The organism is Streptomyces sp. NPDC001889, from assembly GCF_053594535.1.
Genome location: NZ_JBSFER010000016.1, coordinates 209246 through 233737, shown reverse-complemented (window position 1 = coordinate 233737; position 24492 = coordinate 209246). Strand labels below are relative to the sequence as shown.

Genomic DNA, 24492 nt, shown 5'->3' with positions numbered 1-24492 from the left:
GGTGCCCCGGCGAGGCGGGCGGTTCAGCCCCCCCGGGGCCGGGGACGGACCCCGCGCCACGGGGGACCCGCACCGTGCGGGCCACCCGGGGCCCGGCCCCCCCGGGCGCACCCACCGCCTGGTCACGGCCCCGGCCGGAGCCGCCGCCGCCCGGTCACGGCCGCGGCACGCGGCCCGGCCGCTCGCCCCCCACGGCCCCGGGGGCTCCCGCTGCCCCAGCGGCCGGCGCGCCCTCCGCCGCCGCGGCAGGCACAGCGGACAGCGCGGGCACAGCGGGCGCAGCGGGCACAGCCGCGGCTCCTGGCAGCCCCGCCAGCAGCTCCGCCACCACCCGGGGGCCGTCCAGCGTCAGCACCGACTCCGGGTGGAACTGCACCGAGGCGAAGCCCGCCGCCCGCAGCGCGTGCACCTCCCCGCTCGCCGGATCGCGCGCCGTCTCCACTCCCCGGGCCGCCAGCTCCGCCGCCTCCTCCGCGCCGCAGCGCGCGGTGAAGCTGTTGTAGAAGCCCACCGTCTCCGTCCGCCCGAAGAAGTCGATCCGCTCCTGCGTCCCCTGGTACGGGATCTTCTTCCGCACCACGTCCAGCCCCAGCCCGGCGGCGATCAGCTCATGCCCCAGACACACCCCCAGCACTCCGTGCCGGTGACCGGCCAGCAGCTCCGCCGTGAGCGAGCGCAGCGCCCGCATCCGGGCGTCCGCCCCGTCCGCCGGATCGCCCGGTCCCGGGCCGAGCACCACGGGACCCGGGTGTGCCAGCGCCGCCTCCCGCAGGCCCGGCTCGTCGAACCGCCGCACCGACACCGAGGGCCCCGCCGACCGCAGCAGATGCGCCAGCATCGAGGTGAAGGTGTCCTCGGCGTCGATCACCAGCACCTGCCCCCGGGTCTCGCCGCCGCCCTCCCGCATCCGCAGCCAGAACGGCGCGAGCGAGGCCCGGCGCCCGTCCAGCGCCGCCCGCACCCGGGGGTCGGCCGCCAGACCCGCGTACCCCCCGGACCCGCGCGCCGCCCCCGGGCGCACGCCCAGCGCCGCCAGCACCCCCGCCGCCTTGGCATGGGTCTCGGCGACCTCGCCCGCCGGGTCCGAGTGGCGCACCAGCGTGGCGCCCACCGGCACCTTCAGCCCGCCCCCGGCGTCGATGTCGGCGGTGCGGATCAGAATGGGGGAGTCCAGGGTCTGCCCGCCGCCCGCGTCCCGGCCGATCAGGGCCAGCGCCCCCGCGTAGTAGCCGCGCCCGCCCGTCTCGTGGCGCTCGATGACCCGGCACGCGTTCTGCACCGGGGAGCCGGTGACGGTCGCCGCGAACATCGTCTCCCGCAGCACCTCCCGCACATCGAGCGAGGACCGGCCGCGCAGCTCGTACTCGGTGTGCGCGAGATGCGCCATCTCCTTGAGCCGGGGCCCGACCACCACCCCGCCCATGTCGCCGACCGTGCACATCATCTTCAGCTCCTCGTCCACGACCATGGAGAGCTCGTCCCGCTCCTTGGGGTCGTCGAGGAAACGCAGCAGCGCCTCGGTGCTCGGGCCCCCGGGCGGATAGCGGAAGGTGCCGCTGATCGGATTCATCACGACCGTCCCGCCGCTCATCCGGACATGCGCCTCGGGGCTGGCGCCCACCAGGGTGCGCTCCCCGGTGTGGACGACAAAGGTCCAGTACGCGCCGCGCTCACCGGTCAGCAGCCGCCGGAACAGGGCCAGCGCGTCGGCCCGCCCGAAACCGGGGATCGTGCCGGTGAAGGTCCGCCGGATGACGAAGTTCGCGCCCTCGCCCCGGCCGATCTCCTCCGTGACGACCCGGCGGACGGTCTCCGCGTACTCCTCGTCCCCCACGTCGAACGCCCCGCCCTCGACCCGTACGGCATGGGCGGGCAGCGCGGCCACCATCCCCGCGAGAGGCAGGGCCGCCGACTCCTCGGCGAGCAGCACGCTCAGCGGGGTGCCGTCGTCGCGGACGTCGAAACCGCGCTCCCTGATCTGGCGGAAGGGGATCAGGGCCAGCGCCGGAGTCCGGCCGGCCGGGATCTCGGCGAGCGTCGCGCACTCCACGACCGGGCCGGTGAGCACCTCCACGGTGTCCTCGTCGTGGCCGGGGGTGCGCCGGCGCAGCAGGGCGAAGGGGCCATCGCCGGCGAGCAGCCGGGCGAGGACCGCTCCGGGAGCGGGGGAGGTGTCGGGGTGAAGCGGCATCGGATGTGTTCCTTCCGGTGGTCCCACCGTGCGGTGGGGCGGGGGAGGAACGGCCGGTTTCCCTGCGGATACACCAAAGGCCGCCCCTCGGGCGGCCTTCGCGGTACGGATCGGGTACGCGCAGTCAGTGGGCCGCCGGATGAGCGGTCCACCACCAGTTCCGGTTCGGAAGCGTCTGGTCTCGGTGCGCGAACATGCCGGGAACCCTACCCCAGCCCGGTGCGGACCGTGGGCGGAGTCACAGGACGGTGGAATGGGTGTCTCATTTACTGGGCGGCTTGAGGTGTGCACGGTGTGACCACGTACTGTGGGCGGTGTGACCGTGAACGCTAAGACCACCCCCGCTGGTGGCAACACCTGGCGAGACCTGCCCGCGGCGCAGCAGCCCGAGTACCCGGATGCCGAGGCTCTGCGCGATGTGATCGCCGAGCTCGAAAGCTATCCGCCACTCGTCTTCGCGGGCGAGTGCGACCAGCTGCGCGCCCGTCTGGGAGCCGTCGCCAGGGGCGAGGCGTTCCTGCTCCAGGGCGGCGACTGCGCCGAGTCCTTCGAGGCCGTGGGCGCCGAGGACATCCGGGCGAAGCTCAAGACCCTGCTCCAGATGGGCGCGGTCCTCACCTACGCGGCATCGGTGCCGGTGGTCAAGGTCGGCCGGATCGCCGGTCAGTACTCCAAGCCCCGCTCCAAGCCCACCGAGACCCGTGACGGTGTGACCCTCCCCACGTACCGGGGCGACTCCGTCAATGGATTCGAGTTCACCGAGGCGGCCCGGATTCCGGACCCGCAGCGGCTGAAGCGGATGTACAACGCCTCCGCGGCGACGCTCAACCTGGTCCGCGCCTTCACCACCGGCGGCTACGCCGATCTGCGCCAGGTGCACGCCTGGAACCAGGACTTCGTGAAGTCCTCGCCCTCCGGCCAGCGGTACGAGCAGCTCGCGCGCGAGATCGACAACGCGCTGAACTTCATGGAGGCGTGCGGCACCGACCCGGCGGAGTTCCGCACGGTCGAGTTCTACGCCTCCCACGAGGCGCTGCTGCTGGACTACGAGTCGGCGCTCACCCGCACCGACTCCCGCACCGGACAGCTCTACGACGTCTCGGGCCACATGGTCTGGATCGGTGAGCGCACCCGGCAGCTGGACGGCGCGCACATCGAGTTCGCGTCGAGGATTCGCAACCCGATCGGGATCAAGCTCGGCCCGACGAGCACCGTCGACGAGGCGCTGACCTACATCGACCGGCTCGACCCCGAGCGCGAGCCGGGCCGGCTGACCTTCGTCGTCCGCATGGGCGCCGACAAGGTCCGCGACAAGCTCCCCGAGCTGGTCGAGAAGGTCACCGCCTCCGGCGCGGCCGTGGCCTGGGTCACCGACCCGATGCACGGCAACACCTTCGAGGCGGCCTCCGGCCACAAGACCCGCCGCTTCGACGACGTGCTCGACGAGGTCAAGGGCTTCTTCGAGGTCCACAAGGCCCTCGGCACCCACCCGGGCGGCATCCATGTCGAGCTGACCGGCGACGATGTCACGGAGTGCGTGGGCGGCGGCGATGAGATCTTCGTCGACGATCTCCACCAGCGCTACGAGACGGCCTGCGACCCCCGGCTGAACCGGAGCCAGTCGCTGGACCTGGCGTTCCTGGTCGCCGAGATGTACCGCGACCAGTGATCCGGCCGGCCCGTTGAACCGACGGGCCGGTTGATCTTCCGGAGAGCGGCAGTGGGGCGCGGATTCATGTGATCCGCGCCCCACCGTGCGTCCGACTGCTTTTACGCCGCCACCGGGACGGGTAAGGTTAGGTTAGCCTCACCGAAGATCGGCGGGGGCGCGACCGACAGTCCCCCGGGAGGTGAACCGCGTGTACGTCTGCTCTTGCTTCGGTATCACCGAGCAGCAGGTGAAGGAGCACGCGGACGCCGGTGCCTGCACGCCCCGCCAGATCGCCTCCGCCTCCAAGGCGGGCACGGACTGCGGATCGTGTGTGCGCAGGATTCAGTCCATTCTCGGCCGGGGTGCGTGTCCCCGGCGCGAGCTTCTCGACCGGGGCCGCCCCGCGCTGGCGTCCGGTGTCGCGGACGCCGTCGCGCTGGACGAGGCCGCCTAGGTCGTCTCAAGGCGGCGCGGCGGCGCGCCGTGTGCGGGTGGGCCCGGCGGGCTCAGCTGCTCGGCTGCTCGATCTGCTGTGCCAGATAGAGGGGCTCGCCGAGGGACTCGATCAGCTCCAGCTGGGTGTCGAGATAGTCGATGTGGTGCTCCTCGTCCTCCAGGATCGACTCGAAGATATTGGCCGATGTGACATCGCCCTTGGCCCGCATCACATCGATCCCGCGCTTGAGGCGGTCGATCGCCTCCACTTCGACCTGCCGGTCGGCCTGGAACATCTCGGTGACCGTCTGGCCGACCCGCACATGGAACAGCCGCTGGTAGTTCGGCAGCCCGTCCAGGAAGAGAATGCGTTCCGTCAGGACATCCGCGTGCTTCATCTCGTCAATGGACTCGGCACGTGTGTATGCGGCCAGCTTCGTCCAGCCCTTGTTCTCCTGGATACGGTAATGGAGCCAGTACTGGTTGATAGCGGTCAGCTCGCCGGTCAGCTGCTCATTCAGAAACTCGATGACCTCGGGGTCGCCCTGCATCGCGGGTGCTCCTTCCACGCGTATGGCCTCGGGGGCAGGTCCGCGCATCCTCGCATCGCCATCGGGAGCCGTCCAGTAAGTGCCTCCTTAGTAGTAGTTGCCCGAATCGGCTCAGACCTGGTCATGACCACCCCTCCCGGTCTGTCACCATTGAGGCATGGGTCAGCCGGAGAACCGGGATTACCGCGCACCGGAGGAGTCCGCGCTTCCGCCGGGCCAGAGATTGCAGCGCGGCTGGCCGGTCACCCATTACGGGCCCGTTCCGAAGTTCAAACCCGACCGCTGGGAGTTCAGGGTCTTCGGTGCCACGGCGGACGGCGACAAGCACTGCTGGAATCACGAGGAGTTCTCGGCGCTTCCGTTCTCGACGGTCGTCGCCGATCTGCACTGCGTGACGAAGTTCAGCATGCTGGGGGCCGAATGGGGTGGTGTGTCCACCCGTGCGATCGTCGAGCTGGCGCCGCCGGCACCCCATGTCACACATGTCATGGTCTGGGCCGAGTACGGGTTCAGCGCCAATATGAGGCTCTCCGATTTCACCGCCGAGCGGGCGATTTTCGCCACGCATAAGGACGGTGAACTGCTCACCGCCGAACACGGCTTTCCGCTGCGCCTTGTCGTGCCCCAGCTCTATGCCTGGAAAGGGCCCAAATGGGTCCGGGGTGTGGAATACATGACGGCGGACCGCCGGGGTTTCTGGGAGGAGCGCGGCTACCACAATCTGGGGGACCCCTGGCGGGAGCAGCGCTACTCGTACCAGGAGGAGCCGGGGGACGGCCCGGAGCTGTAGCCCGGCGTCCCGGGCTCACGGCGGGGCCGGCGGAGCCGGAGCGGCGCCGGGCCGGTGGAGGGTCAGTGGAACCGGTGCATCACCGCGTGCCCCCTGCCCCGGCCGATCAGCCACTTGTTCACCGGAGTGGTGATGACGAAGGCGACCGCGAAGGCGATGGCCAGGGCGTACCAGAACAGGGCGTCCGACAGCTCCGCGTGCAGCGCGCCCGGCCAGAGGGCGAGCACGCTGTTGTCGGTGATCTCCATGACGGTGATGGAGAGGGTGTCGGCGGCGAGTGCGATCTTCACGGCGGTCCGGAAGCCGATGCCCGCCCGCAGGATGGTGACCATGGTGAACGAGTAGCCGAAGACAAAGGCGAGGAAGATCGCCAGGGCCATCGTGGGCACGTTGTGCCAGCCGAGCGCGGTGCCGATCGCCATGCCGAGAACCTCGCCGATGGCGCAGCCGACGAGGCAGTGCAGGGTCGCCCGGACGGCCATGCCCCAACTGGCTCCGCCGTTCCCCGGGTGCTGATGCCGCGCGTGGTCCGCCCGCTGTCCGGGGCCCTCGGGCCGACGGTGGCCGTCGCGGCCGTCGCGGCCGTTGTGCCGGTCGTGGCCGTCGTGCCCGTGGTCCGTGGGGCGGGAGTGGGCTCCGTGGTCCATGAGGGGTCCCCAGGGTCAGGTGTGCGGGTGCGCCGACAGGGAGACTCTATACCCCCCTAGGGTACCTCGCCAGGTTCACCGCTCCCGGAGCGTCTTGAGCAGGGCCACATCCGCCGTGTGGCCCTCCTTGCCGCCGGGCGTCTCGATGATCAGCGGCACCCCCTCGGTGGCCGGATGGCGCAGCAGCTCCCGGAAGGGCTCGGCGCCGATATGGCCCGCGCCGATACTGGCGTGCCGGTCCTTGTGCGCACCGGCCGGCTCCTTGGAGTCATTGGCGTGGATCAGTTTCAGCCGCCCCTCGCCGACGGTCCGCACCAGCAGATCGAGGGTCTCGGTCACGCCGCGCGGAGCCGCGAGGTCGTGCCCGGCGGCGTGGATGTGGCAGGTGTCCAGACAGATGCCCAGCGCGGGGTGGGCGTCGAGCGCCTCGAAGTACGGCCCGAAGTCCTCCGCCCGCGAGCAGAGCGAAGCGCCCTGCCCGGCCGTGGACTCCAGCAGCAGCCGGGGATCGTCGTCATGGGTCAGCTCGTCCAGCAGCGGCAGCATCAGCTCGCGCGCCTGGGCGAGCGCCACCTCCCGGGAGCGGCCCCCGGTCGCCGAACCGGTGTGGACGACCACACCCCGCGCACCGATCTCCCGGCCCCGGCGCAGCGAGTGGCGCAGGGACTCCACGGACCGCTCGGCGGTCGCCTCGGTGTGCGAGCCGAAGTTGATCAGATAGGGGGCGTGGACATACACGGACAGCCCCGCCTCGGCGCATCCGGTGCGGAACGCCTCGTCCTGGGCCGGGTTGCCCGGAGGCGTCGCCCAGCCGCGGGGATTGGCCACGAAGACCTGGAGGGTCTCCGCCGCCAGCTCACGGGCGTAACCGAGGCCCGTGGTGGCGAGGCCGCCCGCCACGGGCACATGTCCGCCGACCGGATTGCGCATAGCTGTCTCGTCAGTCCTTCGCTGGTGTGCGGGGGCGCCCCCGGAGGAACGGGAGGCGCCGGAACGCTGATGTCCGGGGGTGTCCCGGGGCGGAGGGAGCGAGCGGCGGCGCTCACAGCCCCTGGAGACGGACGGTGACCGTACTGCCCTCGGGTGCCCGGTCCCCGGCCCCCGGTGACTGGCTCTCGACGGTGTCGCCGAGGTAGGGGAAGCTCTTCTCCACCCTGACCTCGAAGCCCGCCGACTCCAGCGCGCTCCTGGCCTCGTCCTCGCTGTCGCCGGTCACCTCGGGGACGGTGACCATGCGCGGGCCCTTGGAGACGGTGAGGGTGACCGTGTCGCCGGCGGCCAGCCTGGCGCCCCGGGCCGCGGACTGCCGGGCCACGGTGCCCTCGTCCTTCGGTGAGTGGACCCGCCCGGAGGCGATCTCCACCGTGAATCCGGCGCCCTCCAGTTCCTCGGTCGCCTCCGCCACGGAATCGCCGGTCACCCCGGGCACCTCGATCGGGGCGCCCTTGCTGACCACCACGGCCACTCCCGAGTCCGGGCTGCGCCGGGCGCCCGCCTCCGGGTCGGTGCGGACGACCGAGCCCTGCGGCACCGTCTCGCTGAACTCCCGGGAGACCGCGCCGGGCGCGAGACCGGCCTCCTTGAGCCGGCGCTCCGCCTCCGCGAGCGGCTCGCCCTTCACCGAGGGCACCCGGATCACCTCCGGGCCGCGCGAGACGACCAGCGTCACCGAGCCGTTGCCCCGGATGCGCTCGCTGGTGGCCGGGTCGCTGGTGATGACCGCGCCCCGGTCGAAGGTCTCGCTGAACTCCTCCCGCACCGTCCGCACATCGAGACCGGCGCTCTCCAGCTCCCGGCGGGCGTCGCTCTCGGTCTTGCCGATCAGGGCGGGGACCCGGGTGAACTGCCCGGAATTGATGTACCAGACACCGATTCCGCCGCCGAGCACCACCAGGACCGCGGCCACGATCGCGAGAACACCCCGCCGGGACAGGGTGAGCCGCCAGGACCGGGCGCCTCGGCGCGCGGGCGGCGCCGGTGCCGCCGGTGTCAGGGAGAGCCGGGCGGTGCGGCTGACCCCGGGCTCCTCCCGGGGGAGGGCCCGCGCGATGACATCCGTACGCTCCTCGCCGGTGGCGGGCGCCGGGGGGTCGTCCGGCTCGCGGGCGCCCGGCGGCACCAGGTCGAGCTGTTCGTCACCGAGCGCCGCCCGGGCCTCGCGGGCGCGGGCCAGCAGCTCCACGGCGTCGTACGGGCGGGCCCCGGCGTCCCGCGCGGTCGCGCCGGCCACCAGCGCGTCCAGCTCCGGGGCCAGGCCGGGGGCGGACGCGGAGGGCGCCGGCACGTCCTCGTTCAGATGGCGGTAGATCACCTGGGCGGGGGTGTCCCCGGAGTGCGGCTTGGCGCCCGTCAGCATCTCGTACAGGACCACCCCGCACGCGTACACATCGCTGCGGGTGTCGGAGGCGCCGTCCTCGATCTGCTCGGGCGCCAGATAGGAGACCGTGCCCAGCACGGCGCCGGTGGTGCTGGTGACCGAGCCGACGGCCCGCACCAGGCCGAAGTCGGCGACCTTCACCCGGCCGTCGTCCCCTATGAGGACGTTCTCCGGCTTGATGTCCCGGTGGACGAAGCCCGCCCGGTGCGCGGCGCCGAGTGCGGCGAGCACCGGCTCCAGGATGTCCAGCGCGGCCCTGGGGCGCAGCGCGCCGCGCTCGCGCAGCACGTCGCGCAGGGTGCAGCCGGCGATGTACTCCATGGCCAGATAGACATAGGCGCCCTCGGCGCCCTGGTCGAAGACACCCACCACATTGGGGTGGGCGAGCCGCGCCACCGACCTGGCCTCACGGATGAAGCGCTCCACGAACGCGGCATCCCCGGCGAGGTCCGGATGCATCACCTTGAGCGCCAGCTCGCGGTCGAGCCGGGTGTCGACGGCCCGGTAGACCGTGGCCATACCGCCGACGGCGATGCGCGCGTCGACGCGGTAGCGGCCGTCGAGCACCTGCCCGACGAGAGGGTCCTGGAGGGTCGTATCCACCCCGCGATTCTACGAGCCGCCACCGACACCCCCGGTCCGGCGGGGTGCGGCGGGCGGTACTGGGGCCGAGCTGTGACAGCCCGGGCGCCCACCCCGGACCCGTACCGCCCCGGGGCGCGGCCGGAACCCGTGCGGCCGGAACCCGTGCGGCCGGGACGCGGGCCGGCCCGTGCGGCCGGGTCCGTATCGCCGGGGGCGGAGGCGGGTCCGCGCGGCCGGGCCCGTACAGCCGGGCGCGCGGCCGGGCTCAGAAGGCCGGGCGCTCCGGGTCCAGCGCCGCCATGCCGTCGACCGGGGACGACGCCTCGGCGAAGTGGCGGCGCGGAATCCGGCCCGCGCGGTGCGCCAGCCGGCCGGCCTCGACGGCGTGCCGCATCGCCCGAGCCATCAGCTCCGGCTCCTGGGCCCGGGTGACGGCCGACGCCAGCATCACCGCCGCGCACCCCAGCTCCATGGCGAACGCCGCGTCGGACGCCGTGCCCGCGCCCGCGTCGAGGATCACCGGCACCCCCGCCCCCTCGACGATCAGCCGGAAGTTGTGCGGGTTGCGGATGCCGAGCCCGGAGCCGATGGGGGAGCCGAGCGGCATGATCGCCGCGCAGCCCACATCCTCCAGCTTCCGGGCGAGGACCGGATCGTCATTGGTGTACGGGAGGACGGTGAAGCCGTCGTCCACCAGGATCTCGGCCGCGTCGAGCAGCTCGATCGGGTCGGGCAGCAGGGTCCGCTCGTCGGCGACGACCTCCAGCTTGATCCACGAGGTGCCCAGCGCCTCCCGGGCCAGCCGGGCGGTGAGCACCGCCTCCCCCGCCGTGAAGCAGCCCGCCGTGTTGGGCAGCACCTGGATACCGAGCTTCTCCAGGACGGACAGGACGGAACCCTGGACGGTCGGGTCGAGACGGCGCATGGCGACCGTGGTGAGTTCGGTGCCGCTGGCGACGAGGGAGCACTCCAGGACCTGGAGGCTGGGCGCCCCGCCCGTGCCCATGATCAGCCGGGAGCCGAAGGTGGCGGGCCCGAGGGTGAGCCGGTCGTCCGACATCGCGCCTCAGCCTCCCTGGACGGCGGTGAGGACTTCCACCCGGTCGCCGTCGCCGAGCGGGGTGTGGGCCCAGCGGCTGCGCGGGACCACCGTCTCGTTGACGGCGGCGGCCACCCCGGCCCCGGCGCTGGTGAGCTGCGCGATCAGGGTGTCCAGCGTGGTTCCGGTGGCGAGTTCACGCCGTTCGCCGTTGACGGAGACGGCGACGGGCACAGTACTCATACGGGCTGCTCCTGGGAGAGGGGGGAGAAGCGGCGGGGAGTGAAGGGGCGGGCTTCCTCCGGCAGTACGCCGGTGCTCAGCGCGGTCGCCAGCACATCGCCGGTGACCGGCGCCAGCAGCACGCCGTTGCGGTGGTGGCCGGTGGCCAGCAGCAGGCCCGGCAGGGCCGTCGGGCCGAGCAGGGGCGCGTTGTCGGGCGAGCAGGGGCGCAGCCCGGCGCGGGTCTCGGTCAGCGGGAGCTCGGTGATGCCCGGGACCAGCTCATGGGCGTCCCGCAGCAGTTCGTACACCCCGCCGGCGGTGACGGTGGTGTCCCACCCCAGCTCCTCGCTGGTGGCGCCGATGACCAGCTCACCGCTCTCGCGCGGCACCAGATAGACCTGGCTGCCCCGCACCACGGCCCGGACGGTCCGGGACAGGAAGGGGGCATGGGACGGTGGCACGGTCAGCCGCAGCACCTGGCCCTTCACCGGGCGGACCGGAGGAAGCACATCCTCCGGGACCCCGCCGAGACGGCCGCTCAGACTGCCCCCGGCGAGCACCACCTGCCCGGCGTCCACGGCGGTCCCGTTGTCGAGCACGGCTCCGGTGGCCCGCCCGCCCGCCACCGAGAGCCGCTCGGCCCAGCCGAGGTGGAAGGCCACCCCCGCGCGCTCACAGGCCGTCACCAGGGCGCCGGCGAGCCGCCGGGGATCGACCTGGTGGTCGCCGTCCACCCGCAGCCCGCCGCGCACACCGGGGGCCAGCATCGGTTCGAGCCGACGGCACTCACGGCCGCTCAGCCACTGGGACTCCAGCCCCGACCGCAGGTGCAGGGCGTGCAGCTCGCGCAGATGCGCCCGGTCGTCGGCGTCGAGGGCCACGGCGAGGGTGCCGCAGGCGCGATAGCCGATGTCCCGTCCGGACGCCTCCTCCAGCTCGGCGGCGAAACCGGGGTAGCGGCGGGCGGATTCGAGGTTGAGGCCGAGCAGGGTCTGTTCGCCGTAGTGGAGTTCGGTGACGGCGGCGAGCATCCCGGCGGCGACCCTGGCGGCCCCCCGGCCGGGGCGCGGGTCCGCGACGGTGACGCTCAGCCCCCGTTGGGCGGCCCGCCAGGCCGTGGCGAGGCCGATGATTCCGCCCCCGATGACCAGGACGTCCGGCACCGGTGGTCGGTCCGTCGCGGTCCGTGTGACAGAGATCTGTGGCATGGACGGTCGGCTCCTCCCTTCGCCGGCATGACCCGGATCAGGTTCGTACGGTCGGAGGCCGTCCAGCCTCCCTCTCAGCCCGGTGCGTCCGGGCTCCCGCGAGTGCTTTACGGTGGCCACCCTAACCCCAGCGCCCAACGCGCAGTAAGGCGCGTGGGCACCGGCCGGACACCGAGGCAGAGGGAGCACGGCAGTGACGAGGTCGCTCGACGGACTGGTCTTCGCGCCGGTCGCGGATCAGGCCCCCGGACAGGTGGGCACCGGCACCCGCTTTCTCTACCACGAGCGGGACGGCCGGATCTGGGCCGAGTACGAGGGCGGCGATGTGGTCCTGGGCCGGCTGGTGGGCACCCGGGAGGGCGACCGCGTCGACTTCCGCTACGTACAGCTCACGGCCGACGGCGCCACCTCGTCGGGGCACTGCGTCTCGACCGTCTCCCCGCTCGCCGACGGCAGGCTGCGGATGACGGAGACCTGGGAGTGGGAGTCCCGGGCGGGCAGCGGGACGAGCGTGGTGGAGCAGGTGCGGTGACGGCGGGGCGGACGCCTCCTGTTCGCGGGGATCACCGGCTGCGTAAGGTTGGCGCGTGAGCGAGCGGAGCGGTGAGCGGCGGGCGGGGCGCGTGGTCGTGGCCGGCGCGGGCATGGCCGGGGTGCAGACCGCCGTCGCCCTGCGCGATCAGGGATTCACCGGACCGGTCACCCTGATCGGAGCCGAACCCCACCAGCCCTACGACAGGCCGCCGCTCTCCAAGGCGGTCCTGCTCGGCACGGCCGAGGGCTCGGCGTTCGATGTGGACTTCGAGACACTCGGCATCGAGCTGCGGCTCGGCTGCGCCGTCACCGGCGTACGGCCCGGGGCGCACGAGCTGGACACCGAGGCCGGAGCCGTCCCGTACGACACCCTGGTCATCGCCACCGGCGCCGAGCCCCTCACCCTGCCGGGCACCGGCGCGGTCCCCGGGGTCCATCTGCTGCGCACCCTGGACGACGCCGCCCGGCTGCGGCCCGTCCTCACCGCCCGGCACGACATCGTGGTCGTCGGCGCGGGCTGGATCGGGGCGGAGTTCGCCACCGCCGCCCGGGGCGCGGGGTGCGCGGTCACCGTGGTGGAGGCCGCCGGGCGGCCTCTCGCGGGCGCCCTGCCCGCCGAGGTCGCCGCCCCGATGGCCGGCTGGTACGCGGAGCACGGGGTCACGCTGATCACCGGCGCCCGGGTGGCGGGGATCGAGCCGGGCACCGTCGTCCTCGCGGACGGGCGGAGGCTCCCGGCGGGCGCGGTGGTCGTCGGCATCGGCGCCAGGCCCGCCACCGGCTGGCTCGCCGGCTCCGGGATCGAGACCGGCCCCGACGGCGCGATCACCGCCGACAGCCATCTGCGCACCTCCCGCCCCGATGTGTACGCCGTCGGGGACTGCGCCTCCTTCCCCTCCGCCCGCTACGGCCGGCGGCTGCTCGTCCACCACTGGGACAACGCCCTCCAGGGCCCGCGGACCGTCGCCGCGAACGTGCTGGCCGCCGGGCGGGGGGAGCCGCCGCTCCGCTACGACCCGGTGCCCTACTTCTGGTCCGAGCAGTTCGGCCGCTTCGTCCAGTACGCGGGCGACCACACCGGCGCCGACACCACGTGGTGGCGGGGCGGCCCCGACGACACCGGCTGGACGGTGCTCTGGCTGCGCGACGGCGCCCTCACCGCACTGCTCGCCGTGGACCGCCCACGGGACCTCGCCCAGGGCCGCAAGCTCCTCCTGTCGGGCGCCCGGCTGGACCGGGAGCGGGCCACCGACCCCTCCGTACCCCTGAAGGGCGCGTCCGTCTGATCCGGTCATGACCGAGATGCACCGCTCTGACCAGCCATAATGTTAAAAAGGTGGTTCGCCTTCAGCGGATGGCCCGGGGGCTGGCTACCGGCTGTCAGTCCCAGATGGCAGGCTTGTCCCGTGACCGAGATTGACGCAAAGATCGATGCTCTCGTCCCTGCCTGGCTCACCCTCCCCGACATCGCGGAACTCCTCGATGTCGAGGTGACGCGTGTGCGCCAGCTGGTCAAGGAGGGCCAGCTGATCGCCGTGCGCCGGGGTGAGAACCGGGCGCTTCAGGTTCCCGCCGCCTTCATCGACGGCGACAAGGTCGTCAAGGGCCTCTCCGGCACCCTGACGCTCCTGAAGGACGACGGCTTCACCGACGGAGAAATGCTGGAGTGGCTCTTCACTCCCGACCCCAGCCTGCCCGGCACCCCCGCGCAGGCCCTCAGCGAGAACCGCGGCACGGAAGTGAAGCGCCGCGCCCAGGCGCTGGCCGTCTGAGCCCGGCGCCCGCGTCCGGCCGTCCCCGGCGGGCGCTCCGACGACCGCACCACGGCCACGTGGAGCGATGACACCAGAGCGGGGTGCGTGCGGGGCCGCCGCGCCATGCGGCGCGCGCCCGCCCGTGCCCCGCCGACCCACCCGGGGGGAACCGCCATGCCCAGCACCCGAGCGCCGCTCACCGACGCCCGGCTCTACCTCTGCACCGATGCCCGCACCCGGCAGGGCGACCTCCCCGAGTTCCTCGACGCGGTCCTCGCCGCCGGGGTCGACATCGTGCAGCTCCGCGACAAGGGCATGGAGGCCGCCGAGGAACTGGACCGGCTGAGCGTCTTCGCCGACGCCTGCCGGCGCCACGGCAAGCTGCTCGCGGTGAACGACCGGGCGGACGTCGCCCACGCGGCCGGCTCCGATGTGCTCCATCTGGGCCAGGGTGATCTCCCGGTCCCGGCCGCCCGGGCGGTCCTCGGCGAGTCCGTTCTCATCGGCCGCTCCACCCACTCCCCGGCCGAGGCGGCGGCCGCCGCCGCCGAGCCGGGCGTGGACTACTTCTGCACCGGGCCCTGCTGGCCCACCCCGACCAAGCCCGGGCGGCACGCCCCCGGGCTCGACCTGGTCCGCTCCACCGCGGCCCTCGCCACCGACCGTCCCTGGTTCGCCATCGGCGGGATCGACGCGACCAATCTCGACGAGGTGCTGGAGGCGGGCGCCCGCCGGATCGTCGTGGTCCGGGCGATTACGGAGGCGTCCGACCCCGCCGCGGCGACCGCGGATCTCAGCAGGAGGATTCGGGCATACAGCTCATAGTCGAAGGCTGTCGAGCCCTGGCCGCGCCCGGTGGGAAACCGCTTTCCGGCGGGCGGAGTGATCAAGCCGAATGCGCGCGGCGCGTGTCCGATTGCTGGACTCCTGTTGGGTGACCCCCTTACCCCCGATAACCTGCGGGTATGGCCTTCGGAACATATTCGACCAGGACGGACCGCGCACGGACCGTGCGCGAGTTGCTCGCGACAGGCAAGGCGTCCTACTCCTTCGAGTTCTGGGCGCCCAAGACCGAGAAGGGCGAGCGCAACCTCTGGAACGCCCTGCGCAGGATCGAGGCGGTGGCCCCCAGCTTTGTCTCCGTGACCTACGGCGCGGGGGGCTCCACCCGGGCCGGCACGGTCAAGGCCACCGAGCAGATCGCCGCCGACACCACGCTCACCCCGGTGGCCCACCTCACCGCGGTGAACCACTCCATCGCCGAGCTGCGCAATATGATCGGCCAGTACGCCTCCGCCGGAATCCGCAACATCCTCGCCGTCCGGGGCGACCCGCCCGGCGACCCGATGGGGGAGTGGGTCGAGCATCCCCAGGGCGTGCGGTACGCGGCCGAACTGGTCCGGCTCATCAAGGAGTCCGGCGACTTCTGCGTGGGCGTCGCGGCCTTCCCCGAGATGCACCCCCGCTCCCAGGACTGGGAGACGGACATCCGGCACTTCGTCGACAAGTGCCGCGCCGGTGCCGACTACGCGATCACCCAGATGTTCTTCCGCCCCGAGGACTATCTGCGGCTGCGCGACCGGGTCGGGGCCGCGGGCTGCGACACCCCGATCATCCCCGAGATCATGCCGGTCACCAGCGTCCGGCAGCTCGAACGGTTCGGGCAGCTCAGCAATGCCGTGATCCCGGCGAAGCTGAAAGAGGGCATCCTCAGCGTCAAGGACGACCCCGCGGCTGTACGCTCCATGGGAATAGAGTTCGCAACCGAGTTCTGTGCGGAGCTGCTCTCCGAGGGTGTTCCCGGGCTGCACTTCATCACGCTCAACAACTCCACGGCGACACTTGAGATATACGAGAATCTCGGACTGCACAGACAGTCCTGATCGGCCCTACCCGCCCCGAGCCGGGGCGGGGGCCGAGGGAGAGGGGCGGGCATGGGCTGGACGGTCCTCTACATCGCGTTCGGCGTGGTCGCGCTGTGGCTGCTCGGTGAGGTGCTGCTGCAGTACAAGGCGCGGCTGAGGTGGCGTCTCCTCGCCTTCGTCGGGTTCCTGGGGGTGGTGCTGGGGGTGCTGCTCTCCTCCGTGGTGGTGATCGCGCTCGGCACGATCACCTTCGCCGTGGGGCAGACCTATGTGACGCTCTCCTTCCGCCGGGGCTTCTCCACCGGCTGGGCGATCGGCGGGCGGCCCGGGGCGAGCCGCCGCCGCAAGGCAGGGGAGAAGGACGCCTCGCGCGAACCGGTCATCGAGGTCTCGGGACTTGAGGAGACCGCCGTACCGCCCTACGCGACGGCGGCCCCGCTGGATCTGGACCCCGAGCCGGTCTACGCGCCACAGCCGATGCCCGACGACACCAACGGGTACGGCGTCTACACCGGCGCCCCCTTCGACGGCCCCCAGCCCGCCCCGGGCGGCCCGTCCGGCGAGGGCTACGGCCAGTACGACCCGTACTACGACGCCGGACAGCCGCCCGCCCGGGACGACTTCGGCACGGACCCCCAGCAGTACCCCGCGTACTCCGATCCCTATGTGGGCGGCCAGCAGTACAGCCCGGCGGAGAGCTACGACAGCTTCGGCAACCCGCAGTCGTACGACGCCGATCCGTACTACGCGCAGCAGTCGTACACGGATACGCCTCCCGGTGGTGTGTGGGTCCCGCAGCAACGGGACACGGAGCCGCCCCGGGAGCAGCCGGACCCGCAGCAGCCGTACGGCTACGACCCCGAGTACAACAACGAGCAGCAGTACCGCTACTGACTCGCAGGGGGCTGACCTCCCTGACCCGGCCGCACCCCGGCCACTCCCTGCCCCTGTGGTGAGGGGTCCGTCCTCAAGCGCCGGGCGGGCTGGAGATGCGCATGCTCGGGCTCCCGTGGTGCGGGTGCGTCCTCAAGCGCCGGGCGGGCTGGGGGTGACGGGTTCGCCCGGCGCGGAGCGCTCTCACTGGGAGCCGCGGAAATCCGGCCCCTCGACGATCAGCCCCGCCACCAGCGCCCCGGACATCCCCGCATGAGCCAACCCCCCGCCCGGATGCGCATACCCCCCCACCAGATGGAGCCCCGGGAGCCGGGTGCTGTTCGCCGGGTGGAGATGGCGCCCCCCGGGCCCGGCCAGCGAGGGCGCCGCCATCCCTCCCGTCTCGGCGGGGGTCAGGATCTCCCGCCACAGCATCCGCTCCCGCAGCCCGCCCCCGCTCTCACCCATGGCCCGGGCGGCCGCCTCGACCAGGACCTCCGCGTACCGCTCGCGCAGCGCCTTGTCCGTCCAGTCGACCGGGCCCCCGTGGCCCGCGACCGTCGCCGACACGGTGACCGCCTCATGGCCGCCGTCCGGGCGGGTCGCCGGATCGTCCGGACGCAGCACGGTGACGGTGGGCCGCTCGGCGAGCCGCCCGCCGAAGACGGCCGCAGCCTCCTCCCCGGTGTCCGGGGCGTGCACCACACTGCGGTGCGCAACGGCCGCCGGCCGCCCCCCGCGCAGCGCCAGCAGCACGGTGAACCTGCCGGGCAGCGGCTCCTCGCCGCCGCCCTCGCGCGGCCGGATGTCATCCTCCCCCCACAGCGGACACCCGGTCAGCGCGGCGGCCCCCGCGCCCGCCACCACCTGGTCGGCCTCCACGGCCGAGCCGTCCGCCAGCACGACGCCCGCGGCCCGGCCGTCCCGCACCACCACCGAGGTCACCTCGCACTCGAAGCGGAACTCAACCTTCCGGGCGAGGCATCTCCCGTGCACCGCCCGCGCCAGCCGGTGCAGCCCGCCCTCGACGTACCAGGTGCCGAAGGTCTGCTCCAGATACGGCAGCAGAGCCGCCCCCGCCGGCGCGTGCCGGGGGTCCAGGCCGTACCCCAGGACACAGCCCTCGAGGAGCGCGGCCAGCCGGCGGTCGGCCAGCTCCCACGCCCCGGTCTCGGTCACGCTGGCCGCCTGCCGGGTGCGCAGCATCCGGCGCTGCCGGAGCGCCGGATAGGGATCGCGCTCCAGCACCCGCCAGTCCCGCCACAGCGGCTCCTCCAGCAGGGGCCGCCGGGAGCGGTCCCAGGCATCCCGGGCCCGGCCCAGGAAGTCCCCCCACCGCTCGCCCGCCCCCCCGCCGAGCGCCGACTCCAGCGCGGAGACGATCCCCGCGCGCGACGCGTCGGGCAGCACGGCCTCGGTGCCGTCGGCGAACAGATGCCGGCCGGCCGGATCGACCTGGACCAGGCCGACGCACCGCTCCAGCGGCTCCCGGCCCGTCTTCACGAAGAGATCCCGCCAGACCGCGGGCAGATGCAGCAGACCGGGCCCGGTGTCGAAGGCGAACCCCTCGCGCTCGAAGGAGCCCACCGACCCGCCGGGGGCAGCCGAGCGCTCGTACACCGTCACCCGGTGGCCTGCCACGGCCAGCCGGGCGGCCGCCGCCATCGCGCCCATCCCGGCGCCGATCACCGCAATCCGTGCCATGCCGAAAACTCTATCGACCCCCACTGACACTGCCGCCGCACGCCCTCGGCCCGCGCCCGCCCACCCGGGCGGGGACCGCGCCGGCGACCGCAGCCCCGCACGGGGGGAGTACGGACGCGGACGCGATCGTCACCAGACCGGACCTCCCACGGCTGGGCCCGCGCCCCCACGGCTGAGTACGACTACCTAGCCGCCGATATGAGTACGCGCGCGGATGGGCCGCCACCTGCGCGGACGGAAGAGTGGAGCCCACGGAGGGGGACGCGGCGCCGGCACCGACGACACGGGGCGGCGGAACGGCGCGGCGCCCCCGACGGAGAGCTTCCCTCGCGGAAGCGTTCCGGCGGCACGAGGGGAACGGGGAACGGGGAACGGGGCGCCGGAAACGGGGGACAGGGGGAACAACGGGGGAATCGAGGGAACGGGGGAACAGCGGGGGCCGCGATGCGCCGGCCCGGCGGGACTCGGGGGAGTCCCGCCGGGCCGGCCCATCGCCGTCCGCGCGGGTCAGCGCCCGCTGACCCGCCCGTGCAGCAGCCGCGACAGCGCCGCGTGCACATCGTCCAGGGACCGCTCCGGCTGGAACGACTGCCAGTCCAGCGCCGCCACCAGCACCATCCCCACCAGGGCCGCCGCGCTGAGCGGAATATCGATCTCCTCGCTCAGCTCGCCGTTCTCCACGGCCTCCCGCAGCACCGTCTCGACCACCGCCACCGCCTGCTGACGCACCACCAGCAGCGTGGACTGCCACGCCCGGTTGGTGCGCCACAGCTCGGCGACGTAGAGCTGGGTGAAGGCCGGATAGCGGTCGATGAAGACCAGACCCGCCCGGATCATCCCGTCCAGCGCCTCGACCTTGGTGCCCCCGCGCTCCGCGGTCTCGTCCGCGGCGGACTGGAGCGACGCGGTCAGCAGGCCGACCCCGAACCGCAGCAACTCCTCGAACAGCTCCGTCTTGCTCTTGAAGTTGTAGTAGACCGTGCCCTTGGCGACCCCGGCCCGCTCGGCGATCTCGTCCACCGTGGTCGCCGAGAAACCCTGCTCGGCGATCAGGGTCACCGCGGCCTCGTAGAGCTTGGCCCGGGTCGCCCGGCGTCTGGTGCTGCTGCTGTCCCTCGCGTCCATGCCGCCGATTCTCACAGGTCTCGGGGTTTTCCCGGGCTTGTTCCGGCAGCCGGCCGGCCTCGTCACAGACTCAGCTCGGGGTGGAGCCGGTCCAGTGTCCAGACCTGCTTGCGCCGCGCCGTCAGAGCGGTGAGAGCCAGCGCCCCGGCCGTGAAGGCGAGCAGGACGGCCGTCGCCTGCCACACCGGTCCGAGACCGCCGCCCGTGATCAGCCTCCGCAGCGCCTCCACCACATGGCTCATCGGCAGGAACGGATGGATCGCGTTGAAGAACGCCGGACTGGTCTGAACGGGATAGGTGCCGCCCGCCGAGGTCAGCTGGAGCATCAGCACCGCCAGGACGAGAATCCGTCCGGCCGCCCCGAAGCGGGCGTTCAGCCACTGGATGATCGCGGCGAAGCAGCAGATGACGAGCGCGAGGAAGGCGAGCGTCCCGGCCGCGTACGCCACCCTCATCCCCAGCGACCAGTGCAGCACCGCCATCAGCGCCCCGACCTGCACCAGACCGATGGCCACCACCGGCAGCCAGCCCGCCAGCGCGATCCGCCAGGCCGAACCCCCGGCGGCGAGCGCCCTCCGGTTCATCGGCTGGATGATCATGTACGCCACCATCGCGCCGACCCAGAGGGAGAGCGGGATGAAGTACGGGGCGAAGCCCGTGCCGTAGTTGGGCGCCTGGTTCAGGGTCTGGCTGGCCAGTTTCACCGGGTCCGCCATGACCTCGGTGCGCAGATCGCGGTCCTTCTCGCTGTAGTCGGGGATCTTCGCCACACCGTCGTGCAGGCCCCCCGCCAGATCGGCGGAGCCGTCGGCGAGCTTGAACAGGCCGCCGTCCAGGTCCCCCGCGCCCTTCTTCAGCTTCCCGACACCGGTGTCGATCTCGCCGGCGCCGGACCGGGCGCCGGTCAGCCCCGTGTGCAGCTCGGTCATGCCCCGGGAGACGCTCTGCGCACCCGTGTTGAGCGCGTTGATCCGTTCCAGGGCCGAGGCGAGGTCCTTCTCCAGGCCGGGCGAGCGCTCGGCGAGCTCCGCCGCCTTCTTCTGGAGGTCCTGGAGACGGCTGTCCAGCTTCCGCAGACCGCCCTGGTTCTCCCGGACCAGGGCGGTGACCCCGGCCGCCGATGCGGCGGCCTCCGTCGCGGCGGCGCTCGCGCGCTCCAGCGCGGGGCAGGCGACGGGGTCGGGCTCGGCCACGTCCCCGCACTGCTTCCCGTGGAGCGCCTTCAGCTCGTCGGCCGAGGTCTGGACACGTGTCGCGGCGGCGGGGCCGCTCTCCGTCAGTCCGGCGAGGCCGTCGCGGATCAGCTTCGAGGAGTCGGCGACCAGCAGGGCCGCGTCACCGATGGATGTGCCGTTGTCCTTGAGGTACGGGCGGATGCCGCCGGCGAGGCCGCCCGCCTTCCCGGCGAGCGCCCCGGTGCCGTTCGCCAGCTCCCGGGTCCCGGTCCTGAGATCCCCCGCGCCCTTCTCCAGCCGGGCGAGGGCTCCGGTGAGCCTGTCGGTGCTGTTCTTGGCGTTCTTCAGGCCGTCCGCCAGCTCCGTGGAGCCCTTCCTGGCCTCGCCGATGCCGCCCTTGAGGTCGTCCGCGCCCTTCGCGGCGTCCTCGGTCGCGCTGTGGATGTCCGAGAAGTTGATGAAGATCCGGTCCAGGAACGAGCGGGACGCCTTGGTGGAGGCGGCGGTGCGCACCTCCGCGAACACGGTCCGGGAGACCTGTCCGACGATGTAGTTGCTGGCGTCGTTCGTGCGCACCTGGAGGGCGCCGGTCTCCGGTGAGTCGCCGGAGCTGGACGCGATCCGCTCGCTGAAGTCCTCGGGCATCGTCAGGGAGAGGTAGTACGCGCCGTTCTCGACGCCCTCGCGGGCCTCGGCCCCGCTCACCTCGTGCCAGTCGAACACCTCGCTGTCGCGCAGGTTCCGGGCGATCTCGTCGCCCGCCGCGAGCCTCCCGTCGCCCTCCTCGGCCCCCTTGTCGTCGTTGACCAGGGCGACGGGGATGCGGTCGAGCCGTCCGTACGGGTCCCAGAAGGACCACAGGTACAGCGCCCCGTACAGCAGCGGCAGCAGCACGATCGCCACCACGGCGGCCCTGGGGAGCCTGCCCCTGCCGAACCGCCTCAGCTCAAGCGCGGCCAGTCTCGGCGAACGCATCGGCCGTCCCCTCCCCGTTGTCGTCGTCCATGGAGCCGCCCGCACCGTCGGTGCCGCCGCTGCTGTGGGTGCTGTCCGTGCTGTCCGTGCTGTCCGCGGCGCCTGCGCCGTCCGGACCGTCCGTGCGGACGACGGTGGTCCCCTCGGGCGCCTGGCTGCACACGGACACCACGGTGGTGCCGGTGCCGGCCGCCACCGAGCGCAGCAGCTCCCACGCCTCGGTCCGTTCGGCGTCCGAGAGCTTCAGATCGGTGTCGTCCACCGCGAGGAGCCGGGGGCGCCCGATCAGCGCGAGCGCGATGGACAGCCGCAGGGCCTCCAGCCGCTCCAGGGCGCGTACGGGGGTGCGCTCCGCCCTCGGGAGCGAGGCCGGGTCGAGCCCGGCCGCCGACAGCGCCTCCGCGATCCGCGCCCGGGTCCCGGCCGCCCGCTCGCCCGGCGGGCGCAGCAGCGCCCGCAGCGAGCCGTCGAACCGCCGCTGGAGCAGGGCGCGCTCGCGCAGATGCTCCGCGACGGTCAGTGCCGGGTCCAGCTCGCTCACCGACGGTACGGGGCCGAGCGCGCTGATCCTGCGGACCGCGGCCATCCCGCGCGGCAGCGTGAGACCGCCGATCTCGGCACGGCCCTCGGTGGGGCGCATCCGGCCGGCGAGCGCGAGCAGCAGACAGGTCCGGCCGGAGCCGGAGAGGCCCTCGACCGCGATGAGCGAACCGGGCGCCGCGTCGATGTCGACCGAGCGGAAGGCCCATCCCCGCGGGCCCTTGAGCCCGAACCCCTCGGCGAAGACGGCCGCCCCGTGCGGGCTGTCCACAGGCCCCTCTTGTTTTTGTACTGACCAGTCAGTGCAAAAACTAACCCTGGATCGAGCGTTGAGGCAAAAGCGCAGGTCAACGCGGATTGTCAGTGGCTGCCCCCACGATGGACACATACGGCCACAGTGCCGTCACACGACGACAGGAGGCTCGTCATGGCCAGCGACCACACGGCAGCCCCACACCGGCGCCGTGCCACCGGCCCTGTCCCCTCACTGACCGGGCCCGCGAGCGATGTGCACCCCGTCCCACGGCGTGCGTCGGCCCCGCCCGCGGCCCTCGATCTGCTCGCCCAGGCCCGCCGGGGCCTCGACGAGGCCGCCGCTCTCGAACCGCCCAACGAGCGGTACGCCACCGCCCACCTCGCCGCCCTGCGGACCGCCGCCGCGGTCCTCGCCGCCCGGGGCTACCCCGACGGTCCGCCCGCCGCCCGGCGCGGCCGGGGAGAGCCCACCCGGCGCGGTCGCAGGGCGGGCATCCGCAGCGCCTGGGAGCTGTTGCCCGAGAGCGCTCCCGAACTGTCCGAGTGGAGCGCCCACTTCGCCTCCGGAGCGCCGCGCCGGGCGCGCGCGGAGGCCGGTATACGCGGCGCGGCCAGCAGCCGCGAGGCCGACGACCTGCTGAGGGACGCGGCGATGTTCCTCCGCCTGGTGGAGCGCCTGCTCGTGCTCCACCCCGCACCGCCCGGGCCGGCGGCGGCCGGTCCGCCCGCACCGCGCCCCCCGGAGCCCGGGCCGCGGCCCGCCGTGCGGCAGGAGGAGGCCGGGTGAGCGCGCCCGCCGCCCGGCCTCCCTCTCCCGCCGCCCGGCCCCGTGCCGGTCCTCGCGGCCCCGCCGTCCCGCCGTCCCGCTGACCCGGCGTGCTGCCGCCCCGCCGCCCTGTCGCGCGCACCGGCCGCGGGCGCGCGCGACCACGGAGCGGGACGCGGCGCCGGCGTCCGGGAAGGAGGCAATAGGGTGGGAGATGTCCTCAGTCCCACGGGGGCCACCCAGCGGGAGGCCCTCCACGAGAGTCCACCGTCCACCGCGAGAGCCCGACCCGGCGGTCCCCGACCGAGGTCGTCGCCCACCGCACGCCCCGCCGCTCCCGCGCGGCCGGGGCGGCACCGTCCGAGGAGTCAACTGCCGTGCCGGACCCGTCCCACCGCGGGGCCACCCCGCCGCGCCCGCCCCGCGCCGCCCTCCGCACCTCCGTGGTCTGGGAGGTCCTCAAGGAGGCCCTCGACCGCCGGGTCGAGGCCACCGGGAGGGAGGCCCTGGACGTCCTCGACACCGGCGGCGGCAGCGGGTCCTTCGCGGTGCCCGTCGCCCAGCTCGGCCACCGGGTGACCGTCGTCGACCCCAGCCCCAACGCGCTCTTCGCGCTGGAGCGCAGGGCGGCCGAGGCGGCCGTCGCCGACCGGGTGCAGGGCGTCCAGGGCGATGTGCACGGCCTCTTCGACGTCGTCGGGCGCGACGGCTACGACGTGGTCCTGTGCCACGGCGTCCTGGAGTACGTGGACGACCCCGCCGACGGCGTGCGCAACGCGGTGGACGCGCTGCGGCCCGGCGGCGCGCTCAGCCTGCTCGCCGCCGGGCTGGGCGGGGCCGTCATGGCCCGCGCGCTCGCCGGCCACTTCGCGGAGGCCCGCCAGGCGCTCACCGACCCCCGGGGCCGCTGGGGCGACGGGGACCCGACGCCCCGCCGCTTCACCGCCGAGCAGCTCTCCGGGCTGGTCACCGGGGCCGGCGCCGAGATCGGCGCGGTCCACGGGGTGCGGGTCTTCGCCGACCTGGTCCCCGGCGTCCTGGTGGACACCGAGCCGGGCGCCCTGGACGCCCTGCTGAAGCTGGAGGCCGAAGCCGCCGAGCTGCCCGCCTTCCACTCGGTCGCCACCCAGCTCCACGTACTGGGCCGGAAGCACGGCTGATCAGGGGCGCAGCCGCAGATGGAGTAGGACACAGACCCCCCGATCGGGTCCGCCGCCCCGTATGATC

24 protein-coding genes and 1 riboswitch are annotated in these 24492 nt (G+C 73.4%); of the genes, 11 read left to right on the top strand and 13 right to left on the bottom strand.

The window, feature by feature from the left end:
* Positions 1 to 154: 154 nt before the first annotated feature.
* Both ACWCRA_RS20510 and ACWCRA_RS20505 read right to left on the bottom strand, forming a co-directional pair.
* Positions 155 to 2191, bottom strand: a complete 2037-nt coding sequence (locus ACWCRA_RS20510; RefSeq protein WP_451068221.1) for an anthranilate synthase family protein — start codon at positions 2189 to 2191, stop codon at positions 155 to 157.
* A gap of 124 nt (positions 2192 to 2315) precedes the next feature.
* Positions 2316 to 2387: a trp operon leader peptide gene (locus ACWCRA_RS20505; protein ID WP_351544823.1), complete on the bottom strand. Its 72-nt coding sequence runs from the start codon at positions 2385 to 2387 to the stop codon at positions 2316 to 2318.
* Between the two features lie 126 nt (positions 2388 to 2513).
* Between ACWCRA_RS20505 and ACWCRA_RS20500 the strand changes: the two genes are divergently transcribed.
* Together ACWCRA_RS20500 and ACWCRA_RS20495 are read left to right on the top strand one after the other, a co-directional pair.
* On the top strand, positions 2514 to 3860 hold the full coding sequence (locus ACWCRA_RS20500; protein ID WP_351544826.1) for a class II 3-deoxy-7-phosphoheptulonate synthase: 1347 nt from the start codon (positions 2514 to 2516) through the stop codon (positions 3858 to 3860).
* A gap of 181 nt (positions 3861 to 4041) precedes the next feature.
* Positions 4042 to 4296, top strand: coding sequence for a (2Fe-2S)-binding protein (locus ACWCRA_RS20495; RefSeq protein ID WP_351544489.1), 255 nt, complete (start codon positions 4042 to 4044; stop codon positions 4294 to 4296).
* Between the two features lie 52 nt (positions 4297 to 4348).
* Here ACWCRA_RS20495 and bfr read toward each other — a convergent pair whose 3' ends face one another.
* Complete coding sequence (bfr, locus tag ACWCRA_RS20490; RefSeq protein WP_351544491.1) at positions 4349 to 4828, bottom strand: bacterioferritin; 480 nt, start codon at positions 4826 to 4828, stop codon at positions 4349 to 4351.
* A 157-nt stretch (positions 4829 to 4985) separates the two neighbouring features.
* Between bfr and ACWCRA_RS20485 the strand changes: the two genes are divergently transcribed.
* Complete coding sequence (locus tag ACWCRA_RS20485) at positions 4986 to 5618, top strand: sulfite oxidase-like oxidoreductase (protein ID WP_351544494.1); 633 nt, start codon at positions 4986 to 4988, stop codon at positions 5616 to 5618.
* Positions 5619 to 5680: 62 nt separating this feature from the next.
* Here ACWCRA_RS20485 and ACWCRA_RS20480 read toward each other — a convergent pair whose 3' ends face one another.
* The 6 genes from ACWCRA_RS20480 to thiO form a co-directional block, all read right to left on the bottom strand.
* On the bottom strand, positions 5681 to 6265 hold the full coding sequence (locus ACWCRA_RS20480; RefSeq protein WP_351544497.1) for a DUF4396 domain-containing protein: 585 nt from the start codon (positions 6263 to 6265) through the stop codon (positions 5681 to 5683).
* Positions 6266 to 6340: 75 nt separating this feature from the next.
* The gene (locus ACWCRA_RS20475; protein WP_351544500.1) at positions 6341 to 7195 is read right to left on the bottom strand and encodes a deoxyribonuclease IV; all 855 of its coding nucleotides are present in this window, start codon (positions 7193 to 7195) and stop codon (positions 6341 to 6343) included.
* Positions 7196 to 7307: 112 nt separating this feature from the next.
* Positions 7308 to 9245 carry a Stk1 family PASTA domain-containing Ser/Thr kinase gene (gene pknB, locus ACWCRA_RS20470; RefSeq protein WP_451068220.1) on the bottom strand — a complete coding sequence of 646 codons (1938 nt, stop codon included), beginning with the start codon at positions 9243 to 9245 and terminating at the stop codon, positions 7308 to 7310.
* 247 nt (positions 9246 to 9492) lie between these two features.
* Positions 9493 to 10287: a thiazole synthase gene (locus ACWCRA_RS20465; protein ID WP_451068219.1), complete on the bottom strand. Its 795-nt coding sequence runs from the start codon at positions 10285 to 10287 to the stop codon at positions 9493 to 9495.
* A gap of 6 nt (positions 10288 to 10293) precedes the next feature.
* Entirely contained in the window at positions 10294 to 10509 is a 216-nt protein-coding gene (gene thiS, locus ACWCRA_RS20460; protein WP_351544509.1) for a sulfur carrier protein ThiS, read from the bottom strand.
* The gene (thiO, locus tag ACWCRA_RS20455; RefSeq protein WP_451068218.1) at positions 10506 to 11699 is read right to left on the bottom strand and encodes a glycine oxidase ThiO; all 1194 of its coding nucleotides are present in this window, start codon (positions 11697 to 11699) and stop codon (positions 10506 to 10508) included. Before thiO ends, thiS begins: the two co-directional genes overlap by 4 nt.
* Positions 11696 to 11809: riboswitch (TPP riboswitch) on the bottom strand. Its footprint overlaps the gene before it by 4 nt.
* Positions 11810 to 11892: 83 nt before the next feature.
* On the opposite strand from thiO, the gene ACWCRA_RS20450 reads away from it, so the two are divergent.
* The 6 genes from ACWCRA_RS20450 (at position 11893) to ACWCRA_RS20425 (ending at position 16746) form a co-directional block, all read left to right on the top strand.
* Positions 11893 to 12231: a hypothetical protein gene (locus ACWCRA_RS20450; protein ID WP_351544515.1), complete on the top strand. Its 339-nt coding sequence runs from the start codon at positions 11893 to 11895 to the stop codon at positions 12229 to 12231.
* Positions 12232 to 12343: 112 nt separating this feature from the next.
* A complete protein-coding gene (locus tag ACWCRA_RS20445; protein WP_451068229.1) occupies positions 12344 to 13519 on the top strand; it encodes an NAD(P)/FAD-dependent oxidoreductase in 1176 nt (391 codons plus the stop codon).
* 120 nt (positions 13520 to 13639) lie between these two features.
* Positions 13640 to 14005, top strand: coding sequence for an Rv2175c family DNA-binding protein (locus tag ACWCRA_RS20440; RefSeq protein WP_351544519.1), 366 nt, complete (start codon positions 13640 to 13642; stop codon positions 14003 to 14005).
* Positions 14006 to 14161: 156 nt separating this feature from the next.
* Positions 14162 to 14812 (top strand): thiamine phosphate synthase, encoded by a 651-nt coding sequence (thiE, locus tag ACWCRA_RS20435; protein ID WP_351544522.1) that lies wholly within the window; start codon positions 14162 to 14164, stop codon positions 14810 to 14812.
* A gap of 140 nt (positions 14813 to 14952) precedes the next feature.
* Positions 14953 to 15870 (top strand): methylenetetrahydrofolate reductase [NAD(P)H], encoded by a 918-nt coding sequence (gene metF / locus ACWCRA_RS20430; protein ID WP_351544525.1) that lies wholly within the window; start codon positions 14953 to 14955, stop codon positions 15868 to 15870.
* A 51-nt stretch (positions 15871 to 15921) separates the two neighbouring features.
* Positions 15922 to 16746, top strand: a complete 825-nt coding sequence (locus tag ACWCRA_RS20425) for a hypothetical protein (RefSeq protein WP_351544527.1) — start codon at positions 15922 to 15924, stop codon at positions 16744 to 16746.
* A 183-nt stretch (positions 16747 to 16929) separates the two neighbouring features.
* Here ACWCRA_RS20425 and ACWCRA_RS20420 read toward each other — a convergent pair whose 3' ends face one another.
* The 4 genes from ACWCRA_RS20420 to ACWCRA_RS20405 form a co-directional block, all read right to left on the bottom strand.
* Complete coding sequence (locus ACWCRA_RS20420) at positions 16930 to 18414, bottom strand: phytoene desaturase family protein (RefSeq protein ID WP_451068228.1); 1485 nt, start codon at positions 18412 to 18414, stop codon at positions 16930 to 16932.
* Between the two features lie 522 nt (positions 18415 to 18936).
* Positions 18937 to 19554, bottom strand: a complete 618-nt coding sequence (locus ACWCRA_RS20415; RefSeq protein ID WP_351544532.1) for a TetR/AcrR family transcriptional regulator — start codon at positions 19552 to 19554, stop codon at positions 18937 to 18939.
* A 62-nt stretch (positions 19555 to 19616) separates the two neighbouring features.
* Positions 19617 to 21704 (bottom strand): YhgE/Pip domain-containing protein, encoded by a 2088-nt coding sequence (locus tag ACWCRA_RS20410; protein WP_351544535.1) that lies wholly within the window; start codon positions 21702 to 21704, stop codon positions 19617 to 19619.
* On the bottom strand, positions 21676 to 22515 hold the full coding sequence (locus ACWCRA_RS20405; protein WP_451068217.1) for an ATP-binding cassette domain-containing protein: 840 nt from the start codon (positions 22513 to 22515) through the stop codon (positions 21676 to 21678). Before ACWCRA_RS20405 ends, ACWCRA_RS20410 begins: the two co-directional genes overlap by 29 nt.
* Positions 22516 to 22671: 156 nt before the next feature.
* Between ACWCRA_RS20405 and ACWCRA_RS20400 the strand changes: the two genes are divergently transcribed.
* Both ACWCRA_RS20400 and ACWCRA_RS20395 read left to right on the top strand, forming a co-directional pair.
* Entirely contained in the window at positions 22672 to 23286 is a 615-nt protein-coding gene (locus ACWCRA_RS20400; protein ID WP_451068216.1) for an SAV_6107 family HEPN domain-containing protein, read from the top strand.
* A gap of 356 nt (positions 23287 to 23642) precedes the next feature.
* A complete protein-coding gene (locus ACWCRA_RS20395) occupies positions 23643 to 24425 on the top strand; it encodes a methyltransferase (RefSeq protein WP_351544543.1) in 783 nt (260 codons plus the stop codon).
* Positions 24426 to 24492 lie beyond the last annotated feature (67 nt).

What these genes read in the sequence shown, in the direction of transcription:
- ACWCRA_RS20510 (WP_451068221.1), bottom strand. Translation starts at nt 2,191, where the DNA reads ATGCCGCTTCACCCCGACACCTCCCCCGCTCCCGGAGCGGTCCTCGCC.
- bfr (WP_351544491.1), bottom strand. Translation starts at nt 4,828, where the DNA reads ATGCAGGGCGACCCCGAGGTCATCGAGTTTCTGAATGAGCAGCTGACC.
- ACWCRA_RS20485 (WP_351544494.1), top strand. Translation starts at nt 4,986, where the DNA reads ATGGGTCAGCCGGAGAACCGGGATTACCGCGCACCGGAGGAGTCCGCG.
- ACWCRA_RS20480 (WP_351544497.1), bottom strand. Translation starts at nt 6,265, where the DNA reads ATGGACCACGGAGCCCACTCCCGCCCCACGGACCACGGGCACGACGGC.
- ACWCRA_RS20475 (WP_351544500.1), bottom strand. Translation starts at nt 7,195, where the DNA reads ATGCGCAATCCGGTCGGCGGACATGTGCCCGTGGCGGGCGGCCTCGCC.
- ACWCRA_RS20465 (WP_451068219.1), bottom strand. Translation starts at nt 10,287, where the DNA reads ATGTCGGACGACCGGCTCACCCTCGGGCCCGCCACCTTCGGCTCCCGG.
- thiS (WP_351544509.1), bottom strand. Translation starts at nt 10,509, where the DNA reads ATGAGTACTGTGCCCGTCGCCGTCTCCGTCAACGGCGAACGGCGTGAA.
- thiO (WP_451068218.1), bottom strand. Translation starts at nt 11,699, where the DNA reads ATGCCACAGATCTCTGTCACACGGACCGCGACGGACCGACCACCGGTG.
- ACWCRA_RS20445 (WP_451068229.1), top strand. Translation starts at nt 12,344, where the DNA reads ATGGCCGGGGTGCAGACCGCCGTCGCCCTGCGCGATCAGGGATTCACC.
- thiE (WP_351544522.1), top strand. Translation starts at nt 14,162, where the DNA reads ATGCCCAGCACCCGAGCGCCGCTCACCGACGCCCGGCTCTACCTCTGC.
- metF (WP_351544525.1), top strand. Translation starts at nt 14,953, where the DNA reads ATGGCCTTCGGAACATATTCGACCAGGACGGACCGCGCACGGACCGTG.
- ACWCRA_RS20425 (WP_351544527.1), top strand. Translation starts at nt 15,922, where the DNA reads ATGGGCTGGACGGTCCTCTACATCGCGTTCGGCGTGGTCGCGCTGTGG.
- ACWCRA_RS20415 (WP_351544532.1), bottom strand. Translation starts at nt 19,554, where the DNA reads ATGGACGCGAGGGACAGCAGCAGCACCAGACGCCGGGCGACCCGGGCC.
- ACWCRA_RS20410 (WP_351544535.1), bottom strand. Translation starts at nt 21,704, where the DNA reads ATGCGTTCGCCGAGACTGGCCGCGCTTGAGCTGAGGCGGTTCGGCAGG.
- ACWCRA_RS20400 (WP_451068216.1), top strand. Translation starts at nt 22,672, where the DNA reads ATGGCCAGCGACCACACGGCAGCCCCACACCGGCGCCGTGCCACCGGC.